Origin of the sequence: Promicromonospora kroppenstedtii DSM 19349 (assembly GCF_000515355.1) — a bacterium.
Taxonomy (GTDB): Bacteria; Actinomycetota; Actinomycetes; order Actinomycetales; family Cellulomonadaceae; genus Promicromonospora; species Promicromonospora kroppenstedtii.
This window is the reverse complement of the sequence record NZ_KI911694.1, coordinates 7,737-12,549: the sequence shown is the minus strand read 5'-3', so window position 1 is coordinate 12,549 and position 4,813 is coordinate 7,737. Positions and strand designations below refer to the sequence as shown.

The window sequence follows — 4,813 nt, the reverse complement described above, 5'->3', positions numbered from 1 at the left end:
GGCGGCGACCGCGTGACGGACCGGCTCGGCCGCGTCCCCGGTGAGCACCGGTGTCAACCAGGCCCCCGGGAGGCCGAGCTCCGCCGCGACGGGCAGGGCGAACGAGCCGAGCGACTTGGCGACCACGAGGTGCCGTCCGCCGGCCGGCACGGTCGCCTGCCGCAGCGACTCACCGTAGACCCGGCGGGCGTGGCCCCAGTCCGGGGAGAGCTCGTCCCACGAGAACGTGCGGACGGTCCAGCCCGCCGAGTGCAGCACCTTGGCCGCGTACCAGAGCACCGGCCCCTGCGCGGTGTACCCGCTGCCGGGGAGGATGGTCGCGACCCGCCCGGGATCGCCCGTCGACGTGCTGATCTGCCAGGTCGTCATGACGCCACCGTAGGCCTCGCCGCTCGCCGGTGTCAGCGTCATCGGCCGCAGTCATGGCCGATGTCATCGCCGGTCGACGTCGATGTCAGTGGCCCGGCGTAGCGTCCTACCCATGGCCGACACCGATGCCGAGGTCCTGTTCACCGACGTCGCCGCCTGGCGTGCCTGGCTCGACGAGAACGAGGGGACGTCGGACGGCGTCTGGCTCGTCCTCGCCCGCAAGAACAAGGAAGCACCGACCACCCTGACCTACGACTCCGCGCTCGACGAGGCGCTGTGCAGCGGCTGGATCGACGCCCAGGGCCGCAGCCGCGACGAGGTGACGTCGCTGCAGCGCTTCTGCCCGCGCCGGTCCCGCAGCCGCTGGTCCGCGCGGAACGTGCGGATCGTGGACCGCCTGATCGCCGAGGGGCGTATGCGGCCCCGCGGCCAGCAGGAGATCGACAGGGCCAAGGAGGACGGCCGCTGGGACGTCGCCTACGAGGGCAGCAAGAACATCGAGGTGCCGCCCGACCTCGCCGAGGCGCTCGCGGCCAGCCCGCGCGCGGCAGCCATGTTCGGCATCCTCACGGCACAGAACCGGTTCGCCGTCCTCTTCCGGATCACCGGTGTCAAGAAGCCGGAGACCCGGGAGCGGAACATCGCCAAGTTCGTCGGCATGCTGGAGCGCGGCGAGACGGTCTACCCGCAGAAGCGGAAGCTGGACGACTGACGTCGCGCATCTGTCCGTCCCGTGAGCACGCGGTGCACCTTCGGTGCGGCGCGTGCGCAGGCCAGCGGGCGGTCCATGTGCTCCCCTAGGGTGTTGTCCGTGCCACAGACCGAGGAGACAAGCGTGACGTCGAGCCAGACCACAGCGCCGCCCCGCACCGACGAGTCGGGCGCCGTCCCGCCGGCCATCCGGGCCGCCGCCTCGTGGTCCTGGCGCATGCTCCTGATCGGTGCGTTCATCGCCGCTGCGCTGTGGCTGCTCGCGCTGCTCAAGACGATCGTGGTACCCGTGGCGGTGGCGCTGCTGCTGACGATCATGCTCACGCCGGTGCGGCGCCTGCTGAACGAGCGGCTGCGCGTCCCGCGCGGGCTGTCGGCGGGCCTCTCCCTGATCGGTCTGATCGTGGTGGTCGCCGGCCTGATCACCCTGGCAGGACAGTCGATCGCGAACGGGTTCGCCGACCTGCGGACACAGGCCATCAGCGGCTTCAACGAGCTCTGGTCGCAGCTCTCGGCCACGTTCGGCCTCCAGGAGGAGCTCGACAGCTACAGCCGGGACATCCTCGACCAGCTCGAGGCACAGCAGAGCGCGATCGTGAGCGGCGCCCTGGGCGCCGCGGCGACCGCGGGCAGCGTCCTGGTCGGCGCGCTGATCGCGCTGTTCTGCACCTTCTTCTTCCTGCACGACCCGCGCGGGATCTGGGGCTGGATCGTCGGCCTGCTCCCGCGGTCCGCCCGGGAGCGGGTCAACCAGGCGGGCCGGCGTGGCGCCGTCACCCTGGCGGCCTACACCCGTACGCAGATCCTGGTCGCCGCCGTCGATGCCGTCGGCATCGGCATCGGAGCGGTGTTCTTCGTGCCGTCGCTGGCGCTGCCGATCGCCATCCTCGTGTTCGTCGGTTCGTTCGTGCCCGTGGTCGGTGCCATCGTCACCGGCGCCATCGCGGTCGTCGTCGTGCTCGTCTCGAACGGCTGGGTCGCGGCGCTCATCATGCTCGGCGTGGTGCTGCTGGTGCAGCAGATCGAGTCGCACGCGCTGCAGCCGTTCCTCATGGGCCAGGCCGTCTCGCTGCACCCCGTCGCCGTCATCCTCGCGGTGGCGGCCGGCTCGTTCGCCGCGGGCATCGTCGGCGCGCTGTTCGCGGTGCCCCTCGCGGCCGTCCTGAACACCGTGATCCTGTATCTCAACGGGCACGACAAGTTCCCCGAGCTCGGCGACGAGGACGCCCTGCCGATCCGATGGCGTGCGGCCGACGCCCCGCCCATCCCGCTCCGCCTGCGCCGGAGCCCCGGCGTCCTGGCCGACACGGCCGTGGACGACGTCTCCGCGGACGCCGAACCGGACGCCGGAGCGGACGCGCCGAAGGGTGATCCCAAGCGCTGAACGTGCATCTGGCGGCGCAGTCGGGCAACATGCGCGCTGTGCCACTGGATCCGTTCGACCTGGAGTCCTACGGCGGCCACCTCACGGTGTCCGCCGACGACGCCCGGGCTGCCGCCGAGATGCTCGACGGCGTCATCACCCGTACACCCGTGACGGAGAGCCGCGCGCTGTCCACGATCGCGGGCACGAAGGTGCTGCTCAAGTGCGAGAACCTGCAACGCGCGGGCTCGTTCAAGGTGCGCGGCGCCTACGTACGCCTCGCGCGTCTGTCACCCGAGGAGCGCGAGCGCGGCGTCGTCGCGGCGTCCGCCGGGAACCACGCGCAGGGCGTCGCGCTCGCCGCGAGCATGCTCGGCATCGACACCGTCGTCTACATGCCCGTGGACGCGGCCCTGCCCAAGGTCGCCGCGACCCGCGGGTACGGCGCCGAGGTGCGCATGGTGGGCTCGTCCGTGGACGAGGCGCTGGCCGCCGCGCGCGTCGAGGCCGCCCGGTCCGGCCGGGTGCTCATCCACCCGTTCGACCACGTCGACGTCGTGGCGGGGCAGGGCACCGTCGCCCTGGAGATCCTGGAGCAGGTGCCCGACGTCGCCACCGTCGTCGTGCCGCTGGGCGGCGGCGGGCTCGTGGCCGGGATCGCGGCCGTGCTGGCCGAGGTCGCCCCGCACGTGAAGGTCGTGGGGGTGCAGGCGGCATCGGCCGCGGCGTACCCCGGCTCGCTCGAGGCGGGCAGGCCGATGGCCGGCACGCTCGGCGCCACCATGGCCGACGGCATCGCGGTGGGCCTGCCGGGCGACGTGCCGTTCGGCATCGTGCAGAAGGAGGGCGTCGAGGTCCGGACCGTCACCGAGGACCAGCTCTCGCGCGCCCTGCTGGCGGTGCTGGAGCGCTCCAAGCTGATGGTCGAGCCGGCCGGCGCGGCGGGGGTCGCGGGCATCATGGCCGCCGGGCCGGGCGTGTTCACCGGGCCGGTCGTCGCGGTGCTGTCGGGCGGCAACATCGACCCGCTCGTGCTGCTGCGCGTGGTCCAGCACGGCCTCGTCGCGGCCGGGCGGTACCTCAAGCTGCAGGTGCGGCTGATGGACAAGCCCGGCGCGCTCGCGCGGCTCGTGGAGACCATCGCCGCTGCCGGCGCCAACATCGTGGCCGTGGACCACACACGCACCGACGTCTCGCTCTCGGTGTCCGAGGTGTCGGTCAACCTGCAGCTCGAGACCAAGGGCGAGGAGCACAGGACCGCCGTCGTGGAGCGGCTGGAGTCCGAGGGGTACGAGGTCGCCGCGTTCTGACCGGAACCTGATCGGGTCCGGGTGTCGTGGGGGCGTCGTCCCGTTCGTCGTCAGGATGACGCGGCCGCCCGGCCGCGCGACGATGACTCCGGGGATCACCCCGGAAGGGAGCACACCATGCGTTACCTCATGCTCGTCCTGTCCACCCCCGACACCCCGGCCGAGCCGGGCGACGTGCCGCAGATCGAGGACTGGGTGCGCGACACCTACGACACCGGTCGCGCGGTCCTCGGTGACCGCCTGCGCCCGCCCGCCGACGCCGTCGGCGTGCAGGTCCGCGCCGGAGAGGTGATCGTCACCGACGGCCCGTTCTCCGAGACCAAGGAGGTCATCGCGGGCTTCGACGTGCTCGACGCCCCCGACCTCGACGAGGCCATCCGCATCGCAGCGGCCCACCCGATGGCGTACACCGGGGCGATCGAGCTGCGTCCCTTCTGGCCGCTCGAGCTGGACCAGGCCTGAGGGGAGCAGCCGTGCGCTACCTGATGCTCACGATCGAGCCCGACGTCCCCGACCGTGGTCCGACACCCGACCTCGATCGCTGGGTGGCCGAGCACGACGCCTCGGGCACCCGCGTGACCGGTTCGCGCCTCCGACCTGCCGCCGACACGCGCCGGGTCGCCGTGCGCGACGGTCGGACCATCGTGACCGACGGTCCGTTCACGGAGTCGAAGGAGGTCATCGGCGGCTTCGACATCATCGAGGCGCCGGACCTGGACGCAGCGCTGGCGATCGCGGCGGCGTACCCCGGGGCGCGTGACGGCCTGGTCGAGGTCCACCCCTACTGGCCGACCGACGACGAGCCGCCCGGGGCATGAACACCACCGACGGGTCCGTGGGCAAGGCCGTCTCCGCGGCGTTCCGGGACGAGTGGGCGCGGGTGCTCGCCGCCGTCGCGCGCAGCACCGGTGACCTCGACCTCGCGGAGGACTGCGCGCAGGAGGCGTTCGCGGTGGCGCTGCGCACCTGGGAGCGGGACGGCGTCCCGGACCGGCCGGGCGCCTGGCTCACCACCACGGCCCGCAACCGGGCGCTGGACCGGCTGCGACGCCGGGCGGTC

General features: G+C 72.8%; 6 protein-coding genes and 1 pseudogene. 6 read left to right on the top strand and 1 reads right to left on the bottom strand.

The annotated features are described in order from the left end of the window. Nucleotides 1–369, bottom strand: a pseudogene (locus tag PROKR_RS35220) (hypothetical protein); the annotation flags it as partial. Between the two features lie 112 nt (nucleotides 370–481). Here PROKR_RS35220 and PROKR_RS17245 point away from each other — a divergent pair. The 6 genes from PROKR_RS17245 to PROKR_RS17220 form a co-directional block, all read left to right on the top strand. Continuing rightward, nucleotides 482–1,081, top strand: coding sequence for a YdeI/OmpD-associated family protein (locus PROKR_RS17245; protein WP_036965043.1), 600 nt, complete (start codon nucleotides 482–484; stop codon nucleotides 1,079–1,081). Between the two features lie 99 nt (nucleotides 1,082–1,180). Then, the gene (locus tag PROKR_RS17240; RefSeq protein ID WP_245605863.1) at nucleotides 1,181–2,464 is read left to right on the top strand and encodes an AI-2E family transporter; all 1,284 of its coding nucleotides are present in this window, start codon (nucleotides 1,181–1,183) and stop codon (nucleotides 2,462–2,464) included. 29 nt (nucleotides 2,465–2,493) lie between these two features. Continuing rightward, nucleotides 2,494–3,753, top strand: coding sequence for a threonine ammonia-lyase (gene ilvA / locus PROKR_RS17235; protein ID WP_200836120.1), 1,260 nt, complete (start codon nucleotides 2,494–2,496; stop codon nucleotides 3,751–3,753). A 117-nt stretch (nucleotides 3,754–3,870) separates the two neighbouring features. Further along, nucleotides 3,871–4,215: a YciI family protein gene (locus PROKR_RS17230; protein ID WP_036965041.1), complete on the top strand. Its 345-nt coding sequence runs from the start codon at nucleotides 3,871–3,873 to the stop codon at nucleotides 4,213–4,215. Between the two features lie 11 nt (nucleotides 4,216–4,226). After that, the gene (locus tag PROKR_RS17225) at nucleotides 4,227–4,571 is read left to right on the top strand and encodes a YciI family protein (RefSeq protein WP_036965039.1); all 345 of its coding nucleotides are present in this window, start codon (nucleotides 4,227–4,229) and stop codon (nucleotides 4,569–4,571) included. Next, the coding region (locus PROKR_RS17220) for a sigma factor (RefSeq protein ID WP_036965038.1) at nucleotides 4,568–4,813 on the top strand (246 nt) is incomplete at its 3' end. The genes PROKR_RS17225 and PROKR_RS17220, both read left to right, overlap by 4 nt.